At 63.7% G+C, this 19,411-nt stretch carries 22 protein-coding genes and 1 tRNA gene; 12 read left to right on the forward strand and 11 right to left on the reverse strand.

The annotated features are described in order from the left end of the window. Window position 1: 1 nt before the first annotated feature. From SIB46_RS10625 to rplC, 3 genes are read right to left on the reverse strand one after another with little or no spacing between them, the layout of a single operon-like run. Entirely contained in the window at window positions 2-304 is a 303-nt protein-coding gene (locus SIB46_RS10625; protein ID WP_186548448.1) for a 50S ribosomal protein L23, read from the reverse strand. Next, the gene (gene rplD, locus SIB46_RS10630; RefSeq protein ID WP_413296117.1) at window positions 297-929 is read right to left on the reverse strand and encodes a 50S ribosomal protein L4; all 633 of its coding nucleotides are present in this window, start codon (window positions 927-929) and stop codon (window positions 297-299) included. Before rplD ends, SIB46_RS10625 begins: the two co-directional genes overlap by 8 nt. Window positions 930-943: 14 nt before the next feature. Then, a complete protein-coding gene (gene rplC, locus SIB46_RS10635) occupies window positions 944-1,591 on the reverse strand; it encodes a 50S ribosomal protein L3 (RefSeq protein ID WP_011936530.1) in 648 nt (215 codons plus the stop codon). A 351-nt stretch (window positions 1,592-1,942) separates the two neighbouring features. Here rplC and SIB46_RS10640 point away from each other — a divergent pair, with 351 nt between their 5' ends. From SIB46_RS10640 to recA, 6 genes are all read left to right on the forward strand, one after another. Continuing rightward, window positions 1,943-2,404 (forward strand): NAD(P)H-quinone oxidoreductase subunit N, encoded by a 462-nt coding sequence (locus SIB46_RS10640; RefSeq protein WP_413296118.1) that lies wholly within the window; start codon window positions 1,943-1,945, stop codon window positions 2,402-2,404. Next, window positions 2,394-3,416 carry an LdpA C-terminal domain-containing domain gene (locus SIB46_RS10645; RefSeq protein WP_413296119.1) on the forward strand — a complete coding sequence of 341 codons (1,023 nt, stop codon included), beginning with the start codon at window positions 2,394-2,396 and terminating at the stop codon, window positions 3,414-3,416. The genes SIB46_RS10640 and SIB46_RS10645 overlap by 11 nt, the downstream gene beginning before the upstream one ends. 29 nt (window positions 3,417-3,445) lie before the next feature. Next, the gene (locus SIB46_RS10650; RefSeq protein ID WP_413296120.1) at window positions 3,446-4,858 is read left to right on the forward strand and encodes an AAA family ATPase; all 1,413 of its coding nucleotides are present in this window, start codon (window positions 3,446-3,448) and stop codon (window positions 4,856-4,858) included. A 62-nt stretch (window positions 4,859-4,920) separates the two neighbouring features. Next, window positions 4,921-4,992 (forward strand) — tRNA-Gln (locus SIB46_RS10655). 15 nt (window positions 4,993-5,007) lie between these two features. Next, on the forward strand, window positions 5,008-5,778 hold the full coding sequence (locus SIB46_RS10660) for an HAD family hydrolase (RefSeq protein ID WP_413296121.1): 771 nt from the start codon (window positions 5,008-5,010) through the stop codon (window positions 5,776-5,778). 127 nt (window positions 5,779-5,905) lie between these two features. Beyond that, window positions 5,906-7,027 (forward strand): recombinase RecA, encoded by a 1,122-nt coding sequence (recA, locus tag SIB46_RS10665; RefSeq protein ID WP_413296122.1) that lies wholly within the window; start codon window positions 5,906-5,908, stop codon window positions 7,025-7,027. 6 nt (window positions 7,028-7,033) lie between these two features. On the opposite strand, the gene SIB46_RS10670 is transcribed toward recA, so the two are convergent. From SIB46_RS10670 to SIB46_RS10680, 3 genes are all read right to left on the reverse strand, one after another. Continuing rightward, window positions 7,034-7,363, reverse strand: coding sequence for a DUF1815 family protein (locus SIB46_RS10670; RefSeq protein WP_413296123.1), 330 nt, complete (start codon window positions 7,361-7,363; stop codon window positions 7,034-7,036). A 101-nt stretch (window positions 7,364-7,464) separates the two neighbouring features. After that, window positions 7,465-7,707: a DUF2839 domain-containing protein gene (locus SIB46_RS10675; RefSeq protein ID WP_413296124.1), complete on the reverse strand. Its 243-nt coding sequence runs from the start codon at window positions 7,705-7,707 to the stop codon at window positions 7,465-7,467. A gap of 9 nt (window positions 7,708-7,716) precedes the next feature. Then, the gene (locus SIB46_RS10680) at window positions 7,717-9,162 is read right to left on the reverse strand and encodes a helicase (RefSeq protein WP_413296125.1); all 1,446 of its coding nucleotides are present in this window, start codon (window positions 9,160-9,162) and stop codon (window positions 7,717-7,719) included. 56 nt (window positions 9,163-9,218) lie between these two features. Here SIB46_RS10680 and SIB46_RS10685 point away from each other — a divergent pair, with 56 nt between their 5' ends. Then, window positions 9,219-10,085, forward strand: coding sequence for a prephenate/arogenate dehydrogenase (locus tag SIB46_RS10685; RefSeq protein WP_413296126.1), 867 nt, complete (start codon window positions 9,219-9,221; stop codon window positions 10,083-10,085). Here SIB46_RS10685 and crtD read toward each other — a convergent pair. Then, window positions 10,058-11,542, reverse strand: coding sequence for a C-3',4' desaturase CrtD (crtD, locus tag SIB46_RS10690; protein WP_413296127.1), 1,485 nt, complete (start codon window positions 11,540-11,542; stop codon window positions 10,058-10,060). The genes SIB46_RS10685 and crtD overlap by 28 nt on opposite strands. A 62-nt stretch (window positions 11,543-11,604) precedes the next feature. Here crtD and SIB46_RS10695 point away from each other — a divergent pair, with 62 nt between their 5' ends. Then, window positions 11,605-12,441 (forward strand): fructosamine kinase family protein, encoded by an 837-nt coding sequence (locus SIB46_RS10695; RefSeq protein WP_413296128.1) that lies wholly within the window; start codon window positions 11,605-11,607, stop codon window positions 12,439-12,441. Between the two features lie 3 nt (window positions 12,442-12,444). Here the strand turns inward: SIB46_RS10695 and SIB46_RS10700 are convergent, their stop codons facing one another. After that, window positions 12,445-12,843 carry a CAAD domain-containing protein gene (locus SIB46_RS10700; RefSeq protein ID WP_413296129.1) on the reverse strand — a complete coding sequence of 133 codons (399 nt, stop codon included), beginning with the start codon at window positions 12,841-12,843 and terminating at the stop codon, window positions 12,445-12,447. An 86-nt stretch (window positions 12,844-12,929) separates the two neighbouring features. Between SIB46_RS10700 and SIB46_RS10705 the strand changes: the two genes are divergently transcribed. From SIB46_RS10705 to SIB46_RS10715, 3 genes are read left to right on the forward strand one after another with little or no spacing between them, the layout of a single operon-like run. Beyond that, window positions 12,930-13,352, forward strand: a complete 423-nt coding sequence (locus tag SIB46_RS10705) for a M67 family metallopeptidase (RefSeq protein ID WP_413296130.1) — start codon at window positions 12,930-12,932, stop codon at window positions 13,350-13,352. 41 nt (window positions 13,353-13,393) lie between these two features. Beyond that, window positions 13,394-14,566 (forward strand): molybdopterin-synthase adenylyltransferase MoeB, encoded by a 1,173-nt coding sequence (moeB, locus tag SIB46_RS10710; RefSeq protein ID WP_413296131.1) that lies wholly within the window; start codon window positions 13,394-13,396, stop codon window positions 14,564-14,566. 48 nt (window positions 14,567-14,614) lie between these two features. Next, complete coding sequence (locus tag SIB46_RS10715) at window positions 14,615-16,771, forward strand: ATP-binding cassette domain-containing protein (protein WP_413296132.1); 2,157 nt, start codon at window positions 14,615-14,617, stop codon at window positions 16,769-16,771. Here the strand turns inward: SIB46_RS10715 and SIB46_RS10720 are convergent. The 3 genes from SIB46_RS10720 to SIB46_RS10730 are packed head-to-tail and all read right to left on the reverse strand — an operon-like array spanning window position 16,768 to window position 18,841. After that, window positions 16,768-17,148, reverse strand: a complete 381-nt coding sequence (locus tag SIB46_RS10720) for a hypothetical protein (protein ID WP_413296133.1) — start codon at window positions 17,146-17,148, stop codon at window positions 16,768-16,770. The two genes, SIB46_RS10715 and SIB46_RS10720, sit on opposite strands and share 4 nt — an antisense overlap. A 9-nt stretch (window positions 17,149-17,157) precedes the next feature. Continuing rightward, a complete protein-coding gene (locus SIB46_RS10725; protein ID WP_413296134.1) occupies window positions 17,158-17,649 on the reverse strand; it encodes a hypothetical protein in 492 nt (163 codons plus the stop codon). Window positions 17,650-17,698: 49 nt separating this feature from the next. Next, window positions 17,699-18,841 (reverse strand): cob(I)yrinic acid a,c-diamide adenosyltransferase, encoded by a 1,143-nt coding sequence (locus SIB46_RS10730; protein ID WP_011936512.1) that lies wholly within the window; start codon window positions 18,839-18,841, stop codon window positions 17,699-17,701. Window positions 18,842-19,057: 216 nt separating this feature from the next. Between SIB46_RS10730 and SIB46_RS10735 the strand changes: the two genes are divergently transcribed. Then, window positions 19,058-19,369, forward strand: coding sequence for a hypothetical protein (locus tag SIB46_RS10735; protein ID WP_413296135.1), 312 nt, complete (start codon window positions 19,058-19,060; stop codon window positions 19,367-19,369). Window positions 19,370-19,411: the final 42 nt, after the last annotated feature.

Below are 19,411 nucleotides of genomic sequence, written 5' to 3' on the forward strand. Positions count from 1 at the left end.
CTTACGACTCAGGGAAAAGCTGGATGCTGTTGCCTTCGGCAAGACGCACCACGGCCTTTTTGACCTGGGAGCGGCGTCCGGCAAAGCGACCGACTCGGCGGGTGCGCCGGGGCGGATTCATGGTGCTAACCCCAATGACCTTGACGTCGAACAGATGCTCAACGGCGGCCTTGATGTCGGGCTTGGCAGCCCGAGGGTCCACCTCAAAGGTGTACTGATTCAGCTCGAGGGCTCGGGTGGCCTTCTCGGTGATCAGGGGCCTGCGGATCACATCCGCCAGGCGAGAGCTGAAGCGCTCAGCCATTGCCGTACACCTCCTGAATCTTGGTGAGAGCGTCTTCACTCACCACCAACTTTTGGGCGTTGAGTAGATCGAAAACATTGAGCTGATCGGCAGCGATCAGCTTGAGCTGGGGCAGGTTGCGGACCGAGAGCCTGACGTTGTCGCTGATGTCAGCGAGCACCATCAGAACCTTGCTGCCAGAGGGAACCCCCCAGCGCTCAAGGGCGGACAGCACCTCCTTGGTTTTGGGCTTGGCGAGCTTGTCGCCAAAGGCCTTCACCACCACCATGTCCTCGCTACGGCTCATCAGAGCCGTGCGCAGGGCCAGACGGCGCTCTTTGCGGTTCATGTCCAGCTCATAGGAGCGGGGCTTGGGACCGAAAACGATGCCGCCGCCGGGACGCAGGGGGGTGCGGATCGAACCCTGACGGGCCCGGCCGGTGCCTTTCTGCTTGTAAGGCTTGCGGCCACCACCGCGCACCTCAGAGCGGGTCAGCGTGCTGGCGGTGCCCTGACGGGCGTTCGCCAACTGCCGCACCACGGCGCGATGGATGAGATCAGCGGCCGAAGTCTCCTTGGCCACTTTCAGATCGAGGGAGGCCTTGCCTGCCTCTTTGCCTTGCCAGTCTTGGATGACGCAATTCATGGTTCAGTCCCTCCTCAAGCCGTGGCCTTGGCACCGACCCGCACCGCGGGGCGAATGCTCAACAGGGCACCCGGCTTGCCGGGTACGGACCCTTTGACCACGAGCAGATTGCGCTCGCTGTCGACCTTGAGCACCACCAGGCCTTTGACCGTGGTTTTGGTGCCGCCGTAACGACCAGCCATGCGCTTACCGGGGTAAATGCGGCCGGGCGTGGTGCCGGCGCCAGTCGAACCCGGTTCGCGGTGGTTCTTGGAGCCGTGGGTCATGGGACCGCGGCTGAAGCCGTGACGCTTTTGGTAACCCGAAAAACCACGACCCATGGTGTCGCCGCTGACGTCCACTTTCTGGCCGGGCTCAAAGGCATCAACGGTGACGCTGCTGCCGAGCTCGACGCCGTCGGTGGAATCGACGCGGTACTCCTTGAGGTGGCGAAGCAGGTCTTCACCTGACTTCTTGAGGTGACCCTTGGCGGGCTGATTGACGAGCTTTTCGCGCACGTCGCCAAAACCCACCTGAACAGCGCTGTAGCCGTCGTTGGTGGGAGTTTTGACTTGAGTGATGCGGCAAGGGCCCGCTTCGATCACGGTGACCGGAACGGCCCTGCCCTCGTCGTCGAAGAATTGGGACATGCCCAATTTCTTCCCGAGAATGCCGATGGACATTGGGGAGGGGAAAGACGCCAGCTGGACAACCCCGCAGCAGCACAAGGCCAACTGGGGGTGGATGACTGAAGCGAAACGTGTGTTCCGTTTCAGGTTTGGCTGGGACTGATCACCGCTGGTCGTGTGGACTGAGCAGCGCTAGTTTCCCGGCAGCACCTCGCCGAAGCGAGTCGCGGCACTGGCCAAAGGAGAAGTCATCAACCGTGATGACTCCTGGCATTTCCGCTGGAGGCCCGGCTGACGGTCGGGCACAGCAATAAATGCGCAAGCAAAGACCCTAACTCATCACCCTTTCCTGGAATGGCAGGCGCCGTTCCTGCCAAACTTTGCTGTATCTGCTGAAGTCGCTCCATGCCCCTGCTGCTCACCGGCCGCGCTTTCCGCCGGGACCTCGAGCGCGAACGGGCCTTGGCGGTGTATGCCCCACTCGAGGGCGGAGCTGAGACACGCTTGCTGCGCCGGCTGCGCGCTGCTGGCTATCGCACAGAGCTGACATCAGCCCGCGGGCTGGGAGATCCAGAAGCCTTTCTGCTTGGGCTTCATGGTGTGCGCCCGCCCCATCTAGGCCACCACTGCGTTGGCCGTGATGCCGCTGTTGGAGAGGTGCAGCTGGTGATGCCCCAGCTCGGCCCTGCCTTGGCCAGTGGTGCACCGGTTGTGCTCTGGATGCTGGAAGGACAGGTGCTCTCGTCGGCGGAGCAAGCCAGCCTGTTGGCCCTGTGTGAGCGGGAGCCCCGCCTTCACATGGTTGTGGAACTCGGCGGTAGTCGCAGCTTGCGCTGGACTCCGCTCAGAGCTGCGCTTGCGGCCTAACCAGCCCTCCGGGCCGCGGCGCGCTCTCGCCGCTGGCCGTTGGGTCAAATGGATTGGTGGTGCCAGCAATCACGATCTGGCGGCCCTCGAGGATTTGGCCGCATTAGCGGCCCTGGCTGGAGCGGATTGCCTCGATGTGGCAGCCGATGGGGCGGTGGTCGCTGCTGTGCGCCGTGGCATGGATTGGGCCCAGCAACACGGGCGCCCAACTCGGCCCTGGCTGATGGTGAGCCTGAGCGATGGCGAGGACCCCCATTTCCGTAAGGCCTGGTTTGATCCCAGCCGCTGTCCATCTGACTGCCCCCGGCCCTGCGCCAAGGTCTGCCCGCCGCTGGCGATCTCCGCTCAGGGGCCTGTCTTGGACGAGCGTTGTTATGGCTGCGGCCGCTGTTTGCCGGTTTGCCCCCTGGGGTTGATTGAGGAGCGCAGCATGGCCCTATCGCCGCAGGCTTTGCCTGCGTTGTTGCAGCAGTTGCAGCCCGATGCGATTGAGCTTCACACCCATCCAGGCCGGGCCGCTGACTTTGCTCAGCGCCTGCAGCAAATTGAGCGCAGTGGCGTGGCTCTGCAGCTGCTCTCGGTGAGCTGCCCTGAGGGCTCGGGCGACGCCATGCCGCACCATCTTTGGCAATTGCATCAGCTGCTGCAGGGCAGCCGCTGGCCCTGGCTCTGGCAGCTCGATGGCCGCCCCATGAGTGGGGATATTGGCGCTGGCACCGCCCAGGCGGCCGTCAACCTGCTGCAGCGCCGCCTGGGCCAGTTGCCGCCTGGGCCACTGCAGCTGGCGGGCGGCACCAATCACGACAGCAGGCGTCGCTTGGAGCGCGAGGGGTTGGCTGATGCGGTGGCTGGGATTGCCTATGGCGGCAGTGCGCGCAAACTGATTCAACCGCTCTTGCAGCAGGCGCAAGCCCGTGGGCAGGCGTTGCGCGCCTGCCCTGATCTGTGGGGCCAGGCCCTGGCGCAGTTGCAGAGCCTCTTCAGCCGCCCTGAGCTGGCCGGAAACTGCTAGAACCCAGACAGGGAGCTGGATGTTGCACCTTGTTGGAGAAGGTTCCACCCCTGCATCCGTCGATCACCGTCAGTGAGCAATGCATCACCGACGATTTGGACCGGTTGTTAGCGCTGCTGCCGGAACGCTTGCAGGTCTGTTTGGCGGCGCCCGAGCGCCGGGCTGACTTGCTGGAGGTGGTGCTGGATTTAGGCCGTTTGCCGGCGGCCCGTTATGCCGATCGCACGGAAGATCTGGGTGATCAGCCCGTCAGCAGCGATGACTTGCAAGGGGTTATTGAACGGCTGGGTCCTTTTGGGGGCGACAACCGCGCTGGCATCGAGCGCACCCTGCATCGCATTAGTGCTGTGCGTAATCGCTCGGGCCGCGTGATTGGTCTGACCTGCCGGGTTGGGCGGGCTGTGTTTGGCACCGTGGCCATGGTGCGAGATCTGCTGGATACGGGTGAATCCCTGCTGCTGCTGGGCCGGCCAGGGGTTGGGAAGACCACGGCGTTGCGTGAGATCGCCCGGGTGTTGGCCGATGACTTAGGTCGTCGCGTGATGGTGATCGACACCAGCAATGAAATTGCTGGAGATGGAGACATCCCGCATCCAGCCATTGGCCGGGCCAGGCGCCTGCAGGTGGCCCGGCCGCAGCTGCAACACCGGGTGATGATCGAGGCGGTGGAAAACCACATGCCCGAGGTCATCGTGATCGATGAAATCGGCACTGAGCAGGAGGCCCATGCCGCCCGAACCATCGCTGAGCGTGGGGTTCAGTTGGTGGCGACAGCCCATGGCAACGCCCTCGCCAATTTGGTGCGTAATCCCACCTTGAGTGATCTGGTTGGCGGTGTGCAGGCCGTCACCCTTGGCGACGACGAAGCCCGGCGCCGCGGCAGTCAAAAGGCTGTGCTGGAACGGGCCGCTCAACCCACGTTCCCCTTGGCGGTTGAGATGCACAGCCGCAGCCGCTGGATGGTCCATGGCGATGTGGCGGCCACGGTGGATCAGCTTTTGCGCGGACAGTCATCGGCCCCAGAGGTGCGCTCCGTAGGCCCTGATGGTGTGCTGGTGGTGGAACGGCCGACCTTGCAGGGGCCCAGGCGTGGCGGCCCCAAACGTCCGCCCTTGGCCGCCGAGGTGGTTCCGCTGCCGGCCCCAGCAACAGCTCCTGAACGCCCGCTGCGGGTGTTCTGTTGCGGCATCGCGCCGCGCCTGGTGTTGCAGGCAGCGCGCATGCGCCGTTGGCCTGTTCAGCTCACCGATGAATTGCTGCGCGCTGATGCTGTTTTGGCGGGCCGCCATCAATTGGGCCGCCATCCCGAGCTGCGCAAGCGTGCCCGCGATGGTGCTGTGCCCATTCACGTGATCAAAGCCGACAGCCTTCCCCAGGTGCAGCGCGCTTTGGAGCGCTTGCTGCGCCGTCATGGAGAAGCCGAAATCGCCCAGGGTGTTTGACGTTTGGCGGGTCGTTGTGGCTAGATAAGGGCTCGCGCGAGCCATGGCCGCGCGCGTTTCGATGGGCCGTCGCCAAGTGGTAAGGCAGCGGGTTTTGGTCCCGCCATTCCTAGGTTCGAATCCTAGCGGCCCAGTTTTTTTAGATCCCAGTGCTGATCTCGGATTTTGACGGCGTCATCGTCGATGGCATGGAGGAGTACTGGTGGTCTGCCCGCCGGGCTGCCGCCCAGTTGCTGCCCTCTGGCGTGCCGTTGCCCCAGGCGGCCCCTGAGGCGTTTCGCCAACTGCGCCCCCAGGTGCACCACGGCTGGGAGATGCCGCTGCTGGCCGCTGTCATCGCTGGTTATGGCCAGCCCCTAGCGGCGTTCCACGTGGATTACGCCGCAGCGTTGGCCGCCAGCCTGCAGCAGTTGGCCTGGTCTGAGCCGCAGCTCACAGAGGCCTTGGATACTGTTCGCCAGCAGGCCATTGCCACGGATCGTCAAGCCTGGCTGGCGCTGCACCGCCCCTATCCCTGGATGCTGAAGGCGTTGCAACGTCTTGATGCTGAAGGCGTGCCTTGGGGTGTGCTTACCACCAAAAGTGCTGGTTTTACGGCGGACTTGTTGAGCAGCCATCGGTTGCATCCCCAGGTGATCTATGGCCGTGAGGACGGCCCCAAGCCCGAGGTTTTGCAGCGCCTCCTGGCCCAGGCACCGGCCAGTGGCCCGTGGCGCTTCTTAGAGGACAGGCGCCTGACCTTGGAGGCTGTTCGGGCGCTGCCAGCGCTGGATGCTGTGCACTGCTTGCTGGCCACCTGGGGGTATCTCCGCCCCGGTGATGCCCAAAATTTGCCGGCTGGCATCAAGCTGCTCGATCCAGAAGTGGTGACTCAACCCCTGGCGCAATGGCCCGCAGCCGCTATAGTACAAGCGAACTAATTTCCCTGGCGCTCCGCCGATCGAAACACCGGGCGACGATCGTGGCATCTTGCTTTTTGTCATCGCACGATGCCCGGTAATTCCGTCTTCGGGCGCCTTCTTTAACCGCTGCTAATCCGTTTTCTCCATGGCCGATCCCAAGTCCAACCAAGCTCCCGCTGCTGAGCGTGAAAAGGCCCTGGGTCTGGTGCTGAATCAGATCGAACGCAACTTCGGCAAGGGTTCGATCATGCGCTTGGGGGATGCCTCCCGCATGCGGGTTGAAACCATCTCCACCGGTGCGCTCACCTTGGATCTCGCCCTGGGCGGCGGTTATCCCAAAGGCCGCGTTGTTGAGATTTACGGCCCGGAAAGCTCCGGTAAAACCACGCTCACCCTGCATGCCATTGCTGAGGTGCAACGGAGTGGTGGTGTGGCGGCCTTTGTCGATGCTGAGCACGCGCTTGATCCTGTTTATGCCGCCTCGTTGGGGGTGGATATCGAGAACCTATTGGTGTCTCAGCCCGACACCGGCGAAATGGCCCTCGAGATCGTTGATCAGCTGGTGCGTTCAGCGGCTGTCGATCTGGTGGTCGTCGACTCGGTGGCGGCGTTGACTCCTCGCGCTGAGATTGAAGGGGAGATGGGTGATCTGGCTGTGGGCGCTCAGGCCCGTCTGATGAGCCAGGCGATGCGCAAGATCACCGGCAACATCGGCAAGTCCGGTTGCACGGTGATCTTCCTCAACCAGCTCAGGCTCAAGATCGGCGTCACCTACGGCAATCCAGAAACCACCACTGGTGGTAATGCACTGAAGTTCTATGCCTCGGTGCGTCTCGATATCCGCCGCATGCAGACCCTCAAGCGCGCCACGGAGGAGTACGGCATTCGGGCCAAGGTCAAGGTGGCCAAAAACAAGGTGGCACCACCGTTCCGCATCGCCGAGTTCGACATCCTGTTTGGCCGCGGCATCAGCACCTTGGGATGCCTGTTGGACCTCGCTGAGGAAACCGGCGTGGTGGTCCGTAAAGGCGCTTGGTACAGCTACAACGGCGACAACGTTGGCCAAGGCCGCGACAACACGATCACTTGGCTCGAGCAAAACCCCGAGGCCTGCCAAGAGATTGAGCAGCTCACCCGCGAAAAGCTCACTGCTGGCGCTGATGTGACGGCCAATTCGATGAAGCCCCTGGCGGCGGTTGGTGCCAAGCGCAAGCAGGGAGCTGAGCGTCCGGCTGAAGCTCCCAAGCCCTTGGCTGAAGCCAGCTGAGCTGGATCAGGCTTCGACGGCTTCGTTGCGCTGAAGGCTGCGTAGGTGGCAGCTGAGGCGATCCAGCTCTTGGATCGCCTCAGCGCCTTCGAGCTTCACCAGCTCAACGCCATTGCGCATCTCAACCCAGGAGATGCCGAGGCCAGTCACTAAGAAACGAACGGCATGGCCATCAGTCATGTCGGCGACGAATGAAGCGCCGTGGCTTCCGTCGGTGCCGCAGCTGTAACAGCTTGCAGCGACGCCTTGCTGTTTCAGGCCCTCGGCTAAGGCTTCGAGGGTAAGCACCAAATCCTTGACCAGGTCTTGGTACTGGGCAGCCAGTCGCAGGAACACAGGATTAAGACTATTGATCAGATTCTAAGGTTTGCTTCCCTTTTGGGGAGGTGTAAATACCTACTGGTTCGAGCCTTGTTAGCGAGCGCTGACGGATTGGGTTAGCCGTCAGCGAGGGTCCACCAGCCCGCTGCAGGGCCAATGAAGCGCAGCACAATCCAAAACACCACGAGGGCTCCAATGCCAACCCAGGCGCCGCGGGTGGTGACTTTGACGAACTGATTGGCCTGGTTTCGAGTCAGCGGAAACCAGCTGACGATCCGAGGTGAGGTGTCTTTGGGGCTCTCGCGTTTTGGCTCCCGCGGCGGCAATCCCTGCTGAGCGCGACGTTTGGCTTCTCCCATGGAACCAGGCTAGTCGGGCCTCAGTTGTTCGAGCCGCTCCCAGGGCTCGAGTGCGCTGAGCAGCTGTTGCCCCCAGCTGCGGCTGCGCAAGCGGCCATCGAGGATGGCGAGGCGAGGTTGAGGTTGCTGGCCGCGTAAGGGCGCCACGCTGCGCTGCAAGCGATCACAGGCATCGGGCAACAACCATTCGCGGAACCAATCGCGGCCCGCGCGGCGCAGGGCTTCCACCCTGGCTGCGGTGAGTGGGTCTTCCAGGCTCGCTATCGGCAGCGATCCCACCACCAACTGGCATGGCACAGGAAGTTGCTCATGGTTTTGCAACCACCACTGCCAACGGCAGACGAGCACGCCATTGCTCTCTGGCGCTGTCTGTTCATGGTCGACACGCCGCCCAAATTCCGCTGCCAAGGCGCTGGTGAGCCATTGCCGCAGTGGGTTGTCGTCGATCACCACAATGCTCAAGCCCCCCTGCCCTAAGACCAAACGACGGCATTGATCGAGCAGGTGGCCGGCGTAGTCGGCGCTGTTGGGGAAGGGTTGTTGGCGTGGAGCAAACAGCGGCAGCGCCTCCTCCCGTTGGGCGTCCCCCAGGCTGATCACCACAGGCTCGTGCAGCCCTAAGGCGTCGAGACGAACCCCTTCCGGTGCCCAGCTGCCAGCGAGTACGGCACCGCGCTGCTCCAGCACGCCGTGGAGACTTTGCAATGGCCGAAGCGGTTGGCGCACCAAGCTCCAGCGCAGTTGCTCGGCATCGGGGATCGCCCAGCTGGTCCAGCTGTGATCGCCGCAATCAAGCCAGCGTTGCCAGGGGCTGGGCAGATCAGTTCGGCCTTGCAGCAGCAAGCGCAAGGGGGCTTCCTGCTCGCGGCTGATGGCGAGCTTGGGCTGCCGGGCCAGGGGGCGGTTGAGCAGTTGCCGGCTGAGGCGCTCATGCAGTTGCACCAAGGCCTCGCGCAAGGGCGGTTGGCTAGCGGAGAGTTGATCCCAGTGCTCAGGCTCAATGCGGACCGCTTGCCCGTCCCCAAGCAGTTCTTCGAGTTGTTCGGCTTCTGCGCACAGCAGCTGGTGCTCGCCGAGCTGGTTGCTTTGCCACACCTGCACCAAGTCCCCAGGCGAGAGCATCCAGAGGCAGGGACTGGCGGGAGCTGTTGTGCCTTGCCAAACGGGGCGCACCAAGCCAGCACTGCGCAGCAGCGGCAGCTCGTGCTGCAGCAACCGGCGTTGCAGCGGTTTGCTGGCCACCAGGGCGATCGGCGCTTCGCTCAGGACCGCTGGCAGCAGCAGGCTCAGCATCCACTCGTTGCGTTGCCCTTCGCGAATCGGGAAGAGGCTGTGGTCAGAGCGCCGCAGGCTGCGGGCAACCAACCGAGTCAGCGTCAGCCCATGGGGCCACCCGGAGCCAGCCCGGCTGCCCAGCAGCTGCTTGAGCTTGTGGTGGGCCTGGGCTTCCTGCATCCGCCACTGTGGGTTGCCGGATCGTAGGAAGCTGATCTGAGCTGGAGGTGCGCTTGATGACAACTGCAAGGTCCTTGGCCGACTGTCTGGCTGGTCAAGCCATTGGTGTTGTGGGCCTTGGGCTGATCGGTGGCTCGTTGGGACTGGACCTGCGGCAGCGCGGCCATCGGGTGGTGGGAGTGGCCCATCGCCAGAGCACGGTGGAGCGCGCCTTGGAACGGGGCTTGGCGGATGAGGCCTCCAGTGATTTGAGCTGCCTCAACGGCTGCGGCTTGGTGTTGCTGGCGTTGCCGCTCAATCAGTTGGTGGAGCCCGCTGCGGCCCTGCTGCAGGCGCTGCCACCGGAGGCGTTGGTGCTCGATACCGGTTCGGTGAAGCAGCCGGTGCTGGCGGCCTGGCAGCCCCAGTTGCCACGGTTTGTGGGTTGTCATCCCATGGCCGGGACTGCCGAAGCGGGTGTTGAGGCTGGTGTGGCTGGGTTGTTCCAGGGGCGCCCCTGGGTGATCACCCCCAGTGGGCAGGAGAGCCCCGCTGATCTGGAGATGGCCCGCGCCCTTGGCCGAGACCTGGGCAGCACCGTGCTCGAGTGCGACCCGGCTGATCACGACCGGGCGGTGGCCTTCATCTCGCACATGCCGGTCTTGGTGAGCGCGGCCCTGTTGCAGAGCGCCGCGGCAGCCGAGCCCCAGGGACTGCTGCAAGCGTTGGCTTCATCGGGTTTTGCCGACACCACCCGCATCGGTGGGGGCAATCCGGAGCTGGGCAGCCTGATGGCCCGCTGCAACCGTGAGGCCGTTCAGCAGGCCTTGGCCGCCTACAGCAAGGCGTTGCACCACTTGGCTGAGCAGGTGGAGGCGGAGGACTGGACGGGGTTACAGCAGGCGTTGGCTACAGCTCAAGCCGCTCGGCCCACTTTTCTTTGAGCGAGCAACTGGCGCACCGCCATCTCCGCTGAGAGGCTCACCCCAGCGGTTCCCTCGCCGGGATAGATCGCATCACCGCAGAGCCAGAGCCCGGCGAGGGGGCTGCGGCTCGCTAAGCCAAAGGGGCCAAAGCGATCTGGCGCCTGACCGATGCCGCCAACGAAGCCAAAGGGGCGACCTGTCCAGCGCGCAAAGCTCCGTGGTGTGGCGAGCTCGCGGTGCAGCCAGTGGCTCTCTTGAAGGCCGAGCAGTTGATGAAGGCCGGCCTCAATGCCCTGTTGCGCTTCGGCTTTGGCTGTTGTGTAAGCCGCTGGCTCAAGGTCAAACCAGCGCTTGGCGCCGGTGAACACGCTGGCGATCACCGTTGCTTGCCCTGCTGGAGCGCGGCCATCGCCCTCCTGGCTGATGGAGATAAACAGTGAGCCGGGCTGCTGCCAATCCAATTGCAGGTGCGATGGGCAGTCAGCTGGCAGGGCGTCGCGCGCCACGGCGCCATAGAGCACCAGGGCTCCAGAGGGATCATCCAGCCCTTCCACACGCCGCTGCAGTCCTACTGGCATTTGATCGCCCAGCAGCTGGGGCAAACCTTGGGGCGGCAGGCTGCACACCACATCGGCAGCCCCGATCGAAAAGGTCTGCCCCTTGGGTCCCATCCCCTGCACATGCCAGCCGCCATTGGTGGCTTGCAGCGTGTTCACCCGATGCCGCAGGCGCAGTTCACCGCCGGCTTGGTGCAGCGCGGTTTCCAGGCTGGTGCTGAGCTCTTGCATTGAGCCGTGCAAGTGCCAAAGCCCGAGGGGCTCCTGCACCATCGCCAGCACCGTGACCCCATAGAGCGCTGCGGTGCGATCGGCCGGCTCTTGGGAATACAGCCTCAGCTGCAGATCCAAAAACCGCCGCAGCCGCTGGTGCCCAGGGCCGCTGCAGCCGCAGAGCCCCAATAGGTCGGCCATCGTGGCCGTGCAGAGCAGCCCGCTGAGCACATTGCCGGGGCCAATGGCGCGCAGCAGCTGGCTGAGGTCCCAGCCGTTGCGCGGCGGTAGCACCGGTCGCCTCCCGGCGAAGGCCCAGTTGCTTGCGTGCAAGCGCTGGCAGAGCTGCCAGAAGCGCTCACTGCCTGGAAAGTGCTGCTCCCGTTCCTGCCGCCAACGTTCTGGATCCCTCCAAATCCGGACGGGCGGGTGCCCATCGGCGAGATCCACCACACAGCCGGGGTCGAGGGGTGTGGCCTGCGGCAGCGGCACCCCCAGTTCGGTGAATAGGCGTTGATGGCTGCCGCCAGGCTCAAAGCCAGCCACCTGGGTGGCTCCGGCATCAAAGGTGTAGGGGCCACGCCGAAAGGTGCCGGCGCAGCCACCGCTTTGGTGGTGGGCTTCCAGCAGCACCACACCACAGCCCTGACGGGCCAGCAGCGCTGCCGCGGTGAGGCCGGCGATTCCGGCCCCTAACACCACCACATCTGTTGAGCTCAGGGTCGTTCCGTCAGGCTTGCTGCAGCACAGTCTGGGAACTCAGGGCGTTGAGCGAGAGCAGCTTTGATCTGCAGTCCTGGCTGCAGCAGCAAGGGGTTAGTGCCCAGCAAGCCAGTGGTCGCTTGTTTTGCAAATGGCTGGCGGCTGATCAGCTCGAGCGTTTGCAAGCCGAAGCCGAAGGCCTGGATGCCTTGATCCCCTGCGCTGGCTCGGTGGTGTTGCCAAGACCCTTGGCCCTGGGTGTGGCCGAGGGGCGAGCCCTGTTGGTGCTCGATTGGCTCGATTTGGCTGGCGGCGATCGCGCCGGCTGGGAGCGACTTGGTCGCGGCGTAGCCCAGCTGCACCGGCGCAGCTTGGAGCTCACCCCCGCCCCTGGATTGTTTGGTTGGCAGGGCGACCGTTGGATCGGCGCTGGGATCCAGCGCGGCGGCTGGCAACGCAGCTGGGGAACTTTCTTTGCTCAGCAGCGCTTGGCCGATCAATTCCAGCGGCTTGCGGCCCAAGGCGTGCGGTGCCCCCAGAGCGAGAGGCTGCTGGAGCTGTTGCCGCCTTGGCTTGAGCAGCACCAACCGGATCCTTGTTTGGTCCATGGCGACCTTTGGCCTGGCAACGCGAGCGTGCTGCGTGATGGTCGCCCCTGCCTCTATGACCCGGCGGTGTCCTTCAGCGATCGCGAGGTGGACCTGGCCATGGCCCGGATGTTTGGCGGGTTGCCTGAGGCTTTTTTTGAGGCCTACAACGACGAATGGCCGCTGCCAGCGGGAGCTGAACAGCGGCTCATCGCATACAACCTCTTCCATCTCCTCAACCACGCCAATCTCTTTGGCGGCTCTTATATCGAACAGAGCCGCCGCAGCATTGAGGCGTTGTTGCGGATGCTTTGAGCCTCAGCCCAGGTACTCCTGACGCAGTTTGGTGATGCTCTGGACCAGCTCCTCACGCTTGGTGCTGGTGCGCAGGTTGCTCCAGCTCCAGCTGCCAACCACCACCAGGCCCAGTAGCTCCAGCAATCCAGGAACCACAGGCAGCAGGTTGATGGTGTCGAGAACACCCTTGATCAGGATCTGAGCCACGATCACCGCAATCAGGATGCCGGCTGCTTTGCCGATACGGCCCATCTGGTTCCAGTCGACGCCGTCGAGGGTCGAGTTGACCTTGCCGAGCACTTCGGCGTAGCGCTCCTTGAATTCGCCTGCTTTGGCTTGCAGGTCAACGCCGCTGTCAGCTGTCGTTTCAGCGGCCACCTCCTGCGCTTCAGTTTTGACTTCGGTGGTCTCCGTCATCATGGAGGCGGGCAATGGATTCTGGTCGCCAAGTTATCGAGCCCCAACCCGTTTCACCACCTCTGTTGGTGCTCCATGGGCATTGGCTGATGGTTCTTGACAGAGATCTGCGTAGCGCCTGGCCCCATGAGGGGTGTGCCCTGCTGCTCGGCGAGCCCGGGCGGTTGCATTGGGTTTGGCCCTGCCTCAATGTCTGGCAGCCGGTTGAGCCGGAACCGACAGAGTTGAGCCGCCGCAACCGTTTCAGCATTGACCCTGCCGAGTTGGTGACAGCCCAGCGATGGTGCCGTGATCGCCACTGGCAGCTGCTTGGGGCGGCCCATAGCCACCCCACCGGACCGGTCATGCCGTCCGCCGAAGACCTCCATTGGGGCTGGCCCGGGGCGCTGATGTTGATTCGCGGTTATGCCCCATTGGCCTGGGGCGCCTGGTCTCTGCAGGGTGAGCTGGGCTGTTTGCAGCCCCAAGCGCTGCACTTGCAGCTCACCGGTGACGGGCATTTGGGAAAGTAGAGGATCCGCTGGGTCGCTCCAGCGCTTGAGATCCACCCCCCATGCTTCCCCCTGATATCAGCGGCGTCGAGCTCAGTCCCGACGAAATCGCCCGCTTCTCTCGGCATCTGATCCTGCCGGAAGTGGGCATGGAGGGTCAGAAGCGGCTCAAAGGTGCCTCGGTGCTTTGTGTCGGCACTGGTGGACTGGGCTCACCGCTGTTGCTGTATCTGGCAGCAGCTGGTGTCGGCCGCCTCGGCATCGTGGATTTCGATGTGGTGGATCACAGCAACCTGCAGCGGCAGGTGATCCATGGCACCAGCTGGGTGGGTAAGCCCAAGATCGAATCGGCTAAGGCCCGCATCCACGAGATCAATCCCCACTGTCAGGTGGATCTCTACGAGACCGCCCTCACCAGTGAGAATGCGCTGGAGATCATTCGTCCCTACGACATCGTTTGTGACGGCACCGATAACTTCCCGACGCGCTACCTGGTGAATGACGCCTGCGTGCTGCTCGGCAAGCCCAATGTCTATGGCTCGATCTTCCGGTTTGAAGGTCAGGCCACGGTGTTCAACCTGGATGCGGAAAGCCCCAACTACCGGGACCTCTTCCCTGAGCCGCCACCGCCGGGCTTGGTCCCCTCCTGCGCCGAAGGCGGTGTGGTGGGGGTGTTGCCGGGAATCATTGGAGTGATCCAGGCCACTGAAGCGGTCAAGATCATCACCGGCATCGGCACCACCCTCAGCGGTCGTTTGCTGCTGTTCGATGCCCTCAAGATGAGCTTCCGCGAGCTCAAGTTGCGGCCCAGCCCTGAGAGGCCGGTGATCGACAAACTGATCGACTATCAGGAGTTCTGTGGGGTGGGTGGAACCGCTCCCGGTCAAGAGGAGGCAGGTGCTGTGGAAACCATCAGCGTTGGTGAGCTCAAAACACTGCTTGATGCCGGCGGCGATGACATCGTGCTGCTGGACGTGCGCATGCCCCAGGAGGCCGAGATCGCCACGATCCCCGGGGCGGTGTTGGTGCCCCTCGATCAGATCGAAAATGGCACGGCGATTGAGCAGGTGCGCGAGCTGGCAGCCGGCAAACGCCTCTACGCCCACTGCAAGTTGGGTGGCCGCAGTGCCAAGGCCTTGATTGCCCTCAAGCGCGAAGGCATCGAAGGCATCAACGTCACAGGCGGCATTGATGCCTGGAGCCAGGAGATTGATCCCTCGGTCCAGCGCTACTGAGCCAGCCGGACCGGGGTTGGGTTAAGCAGGAGATGGTTGCCTGCGGCTGTGTTTCCTCTGCTGCTGCCACTGCGCCTTTGGCCCCACCTGCGCCGTCAGCGTTGGCGGGTGGTCTTGGCTGTGCTCACGGTGCTCCCGGATCCCTTGCTGATGGTGGGGATTCCAGTTCTGTTGCAGCTGGTGATCGATCGGGTGCTGGCTGATCAAGGCGGCATCGACATCCTGCCGCTGCTGCTGTTGCCCTGCGCCTGGTTGCTGGTGGCGGTCGCCTGCAATGGGGCGTCGGTGAATCTGTTTGCGGCCCTGGGCAGTCGCCTCGGCACGGATTTTCGTCAGCGCTTGTTCAACCACCTGCTCGAGCAACCGCTCGATCGCCGCTGGACCCCTGGAGATGAACAGGCCCTGCTGACCCAGCAAATTCCCACCCTGGAAAACGTTGTAGTGGTGCAGCTGCCCCTGTTCATTTGGACCGTGGCGCAGATCGTGCTGGGGGTGGTGCTGCTGCTGCAAACCGACTGGCGCTTGGCCCTGGTGGCGGTGGTCTTGACCCCGTTGCTGCTGATCTCTCAGGTGGCGTTTAATCCCGCCTTGGCCAGGCGTGAGCAGCAGCGGGTGAGCCGGGCCGCACTGCTGCTGGCCTATGCCGCGGAGCGCCTGCGTGGCCGCGAAGTGGTGGATTTGTTTGGCTTGAAAGCCAGCACCAGCGATGGATTTGCTGCTGGTAATAGCGCCTTGATGCGCGCGGCCCGCCGCGTCGGCATGGTGTCGGGGGTGCAGAGCGCCGCCCTGACGGCCTCGGCGTTGCTGACCTTGGTCAGCGTTTTTGCGTTGGGTTGTTGGTTGATGCTCGCCGGCCAACTGAGTGTTGGCCAGTTGGTGGCGGCCATGGGCATCGCCACAGCGATGGTGAGTGGCATGTGGCAACTGGGCACCTCCCTGCTGCCGCTGCAAGCGGGCAGCACCGCCCTGGATCTGTTGCAAGAGCAGTTGCAGCAGGCCAGCGCGCAACGGGCCCAGGCCGCCAGCGTCTTGCCGGCGCCGCCGCCGCTCAGCCAGGGATTGCTGCTCGATCAAGTTCAGTTCCGCTACCCAGACGGTGGCGGTTTGACCGACCTCTGTTTGACCATCCCCGCTGGCAGTTCCTTAGCTCTGGTAGGCCCCAGCGGTGGCGGCAAAAGCACCGTTCTGCGTTTGTTGCTGCGCCAGCTGCAGCCCCAGTTTGGGAGCCTCAAAGTCGATGGCATCGATCTCCACAGCACCGATCGCGAGCAGTGGCTGCATCAGGTGGCGCTGGTGCCCCAAGAGAGCGATTTGTTTGATCTCAGCATTGCTGACAACATTCGCCTAGGGCGGCTTGAGGCCAGTGATGCCGAGGTGGCGGCCGCTGCCGAAGCAGCCGAGTTGGGCAGCTTTGTGGCGAGCTTGCCCGAGGGCCTGAACACCGTGGTTGGCCCTGGCGGCGGACGGCTCTCAGGCGGCCAGCGTCAACGCATCGCCATTGCCCGCGCGATTGTGCGCGACCCCAAGCTGCTGCTGCTTGATGAAGCCACAAGCGCCCTGGATCCTGGAACGGAAGAGGCCATCAATCGCACCTTGGCCCGCTTGGGCCAAGGGCGCACGGTGGTGTCGGTGTTGCACCGGCTGCGGGCGGCTGCGGCGATGGATCAGGTGGCCGTCATCTCCGATGGCCGGGTTGTTGAGCTAGGCCACCACAACGCGCTGCTGGCCGAAGGCGGCCTCTACGCCAACTTCTGGCACCGCCAGATGAGTGGCTTCGATATCAGCTCCAGCCATCGGGTGCGCATCACGGCCGAACGGCTCGCTTCAATTCCCCTCTTCCATGGGGTGGAGAAGGCGGTGTTGCGCTGGCTGGCCGCGGAATTTGTGAGCGAGCGGGTGCGGCCTGGTGAGGAGGTGTTTCGCGAGGGCGATCCCCCCGACAGCTTTTATGTGGTGGTGGCGGGCATCCTTGAGGTGCTGCAAGACGATCTCTGGGGCGGCGTGCCCATCAAGCAAGGGGTTGTGGAAGAAGGGGATTTCTTTGGCGATGCCGGGCTGCTGGAGGACCGGCCGCGGGCGGTCACGGTGCGGGCTCGCGGCGAGGGGCTGCTGCTGAGGCTCGATCGCGACCGCTTTTTGGATCTGTTGGAGCGCGATCCGGATTACCGCCGCTTTTTTAACCACTCAGCGCAGGCCAGCGTTTAGCGGTAAGGCGCCAGGCCAAAGCCTTCGGCAGCGCTGCGCGACCCCGATCGTGGAGCCCGCTGCACCACCCGGGGTTGCCGTTGCAGTGGCTGGCCGCCAGAGGCGCGCCGCAGCAAGCGGCCGCAGCCACCGGCGTTGTTGATGGCGGCTTGGATTTGATTGGGCCGAATCTGTTGGTACCAACCACTGGGCCAACCCTGCTTGGCACCCAACGCCTGCACAAAGCGGTAGGACTGCATTTGGGTGGCCCGTCCCACCGAATGCAGGCAATAGCCAAGGGCTAAATCAACGGCGGCTTCCTGGGGCATGGCCATGGCCTGGGCTGGGAGCCACAGCGCCGGGGTAAGCAGAGCGGGCAGAAAACGCATGGTGAGCATGGATCGAGGTCAACCGCAGTAGCGCTGGAAGAGGTTCAACACCTGGTCCGGGTCGAGCTTGGCGGTGTAGCGCGCCTCCAGCTCGGAGAGCCGGCGCGAGGCCGGATAGAGCTGCAGGGAGGCCAACTCGTGCGGATAGCGGCGGGCCAGGGTGCGAGCCATTTGGCGATGCAGGGCTGGTCGGGTCAGCGAGCGCCCGTAGCAGGCCTGCATGCGGTGGGCGGCTTCGTGGGCCAAGGTGTCCCACACTGCGGCTGGGTTCTGGTGCACCCGGCAGATCACGATTTGATCGCTGGGCCGGTGATACAGCCCCTGCACCCTGGGCAGGGAATCGCAGTCCCGCTGCACGACGCGAGCGCCCTTGGCCTCAAGGCGTTGACGCAGCGCATCGATGGCCTGCCAGTTGCGGCTGTGGGCTGGTGCCGCTGAGCTGACACCAACAGCGAGAACGGCAAGCAGAGAGAGAGCAACGCGCATCAAAAGAGCCTTGCCCACAGTCATGGCCAAGGTGTGACTGGGCAGCTGCTCAGATGTGACAGAACCTTGGCGTTTAGTAATCGACGCCCCGTTTGAGGTCGACGCCGCGCTCGGCGTAGTGCTTGTGGCACACCATCTCGGAGTGAACGCTGGCCAGATCGAAGTAGGCCGGCAGGTTTTTGCAGCGGCCCGTGATGATCACCTCGGTGTCGCGTGGTTTGCGCAACAGGGTTTGCATGATCGGTTCAACCGGCAGCAGCTCCAGGTCCACCGTTGGATTGAGTTCGTCGAGGATCACCGTTTTGTAGAGCCCGCTGGCAATGGCGGCGCGGGCGATTTCCCAGGCCCGCTCGGCTTCCACGTAGTCGATTGGCTGCTGCTGACCGCGCCAGACGATGGCATCACGGCCAGAGCGCAGGTGATCCACGAGGTGGGGATAGCTCTCGCGCAGCGCTGCAATGGCGCTGTCCTCGGTGTAGCCCTTGCCGCCTTTGAGCCACTGCAGGATCAGCACGCGGTGGCTCTTGTCTTGGCTGATGCCTTTGCCGATGGCTTGCAGCGCTTTGCCCAGGGCACTGGTGGATTTGCCCTTGCCTTCACCGGTGTAGATCTCAATGCCCTCCATGCCCAGCTGGCTGGGCCCCTCGTGGAGATGGGGCCGCATCTCAGAGTGCAGATCGGCCAGGTTGACCAACGAGCGCGGAGCTCCGCGGCCGGTGGCAATCACCTCAAGGCCCGGTGGCTTGGCCGCCAAGGTGCGCACCACGTCTTCTTCATCGAGCAGCCCCAGGTTCAGCAGGGGGTTGAGCTCATCGAGCACCACCACCGAATAGAGGGCACTGGCGAGGGCCCCTTTGGCGATATCCCAGCCCCGCTGGGCTTCTTGGCGGTCAAAACGGGTGACTTCATCGGCGGTGAAGAAGTCGGCGCGGCCGGTTCTGACCTGGTCGATCAGGTGGGGGAAACCCTGTTGCAGCGCCTCAATGGCGGAGTCTTCGGCGTAGGCCCGGCCTGGCCCTTTGAGAAAGCGCAGCAGCAAAACGCGGGTGCGCTTTTTCTCGCAGATGCCCAATCCGATGGTGCGCAGCACCACGCCAAGAGCGGCTTGGCTTTTGCCTTTGCCCTCACCGTCGTAGACGTGCAGTTGACCGCGTAGGCGCTCGTCGCCACCGGCTGCTGTGCGAATGCCGATGCCCCGGCCGGTGGTTGCTGTCACAGCGCCCTTTGTCGATGACCTGGGTTGGCTTCGCGAGCCTAAGCGGGCCTCTTGGGGCCTGCCGTGATTTTTGATTCTCCTTGCGCCAAAAACATCCGGGACGTCCAGGCGCTCGGAGCGCCAGCAGCTGTGGGCTTGAGGACCTGCAGAGATGGTTAACAGCGCTTTGCGCTTCGCTTTGATTTCGTACTACTTGGACTGCGATTGGCTGCCTGGATGAAGCGCTTGACCCTGCTGGGATTGCTGAGCCCAGTGGCCTTGCTGGCGGCCTGCAATCAGCCCGCTCCCAAGGCGGTGGCTCCCGCCCCTCAACCAGCCCCCGCCCCGGCTCCAGCTACTGCTGGAGCCGCCGAGCTCACAAAACAAGGACTTTCGGCCTGCGCTGATGTGTTGCGCGGCCAAGGCTTTTTTGTGACTGACAAGGAGATTGATCGGCCGTTGTATGAGTTTGATGCGATCAAAGAGAACCAGAAATGGAAGATTAAAATGAGCGGTAATTGCGAGATTGTTTTACAGAAACTTGATTGACCTCAGGGTTCGCCTTCGGGAGCTCTTGGTTGATATCGGGGG

The sequence above is a fragment of the Synechococcus sp. MIT S9452 genome (assembly GCF_047304245.1).
Lineage (GTDB): Bacteria > Cyanobacteriota > Cyanobacteriia > PCC-6307 > Cyanobiaceae > RCC307.